Source organism: Streptomyces sp. BE20, assembly GCF_036322525.1.
Lineage (GTDB): Bacteria > Actinomycetota > Actinomycetes > Streptomycetales > Streptomycetaceae > Kitasatospora.
Genome location: NZ_JAQYWW010000464.1, coordinates 1 through 304, shown reverse-complemented (window position 1 = coordinate 304; position 304 = coordinate 1). Strand labels below are relative to the sequence as shown.

Sequence of the window (304 nt, the reverse complement as noted above, 5' to 3'; positions counted from 1 at the left end):
CTGTGTTGCCAGCATGCCTTTCGGGGTGATGGGGACTCACAGGAGACTGCCGGGGTCACCTCGGAGGAAGGTGGGGACGACGTCAAATCATCATGCCCCTTCTGTCTTGGGCTGCACACGTGCTACAATGGTCGGTACAAAGGGCTGCGATGCCGCGAGGCGGAGCGAATCCCAAAAAGCCGGCCTCAGATCGGAGTGGGGTCTGCAACTCGACCCCATGAAGGTGGAGTTGCTAGTAATCGCAGATCAGCATGCTGCGGTGACTACGTTCCCGGGCCTTGTACACACCGCCCGTCACGTCACG

1 rRNA gene is annotated in these 304 nt (G+C 60.2%); it reads left to right on the top strand.

Going from position 1 to position 304, the window contains the following annotated elements:
* Window positions 1-304 (top strand): 16S ribosomal RNA (locus PUR61_RS05650); the annotation flags it as partial.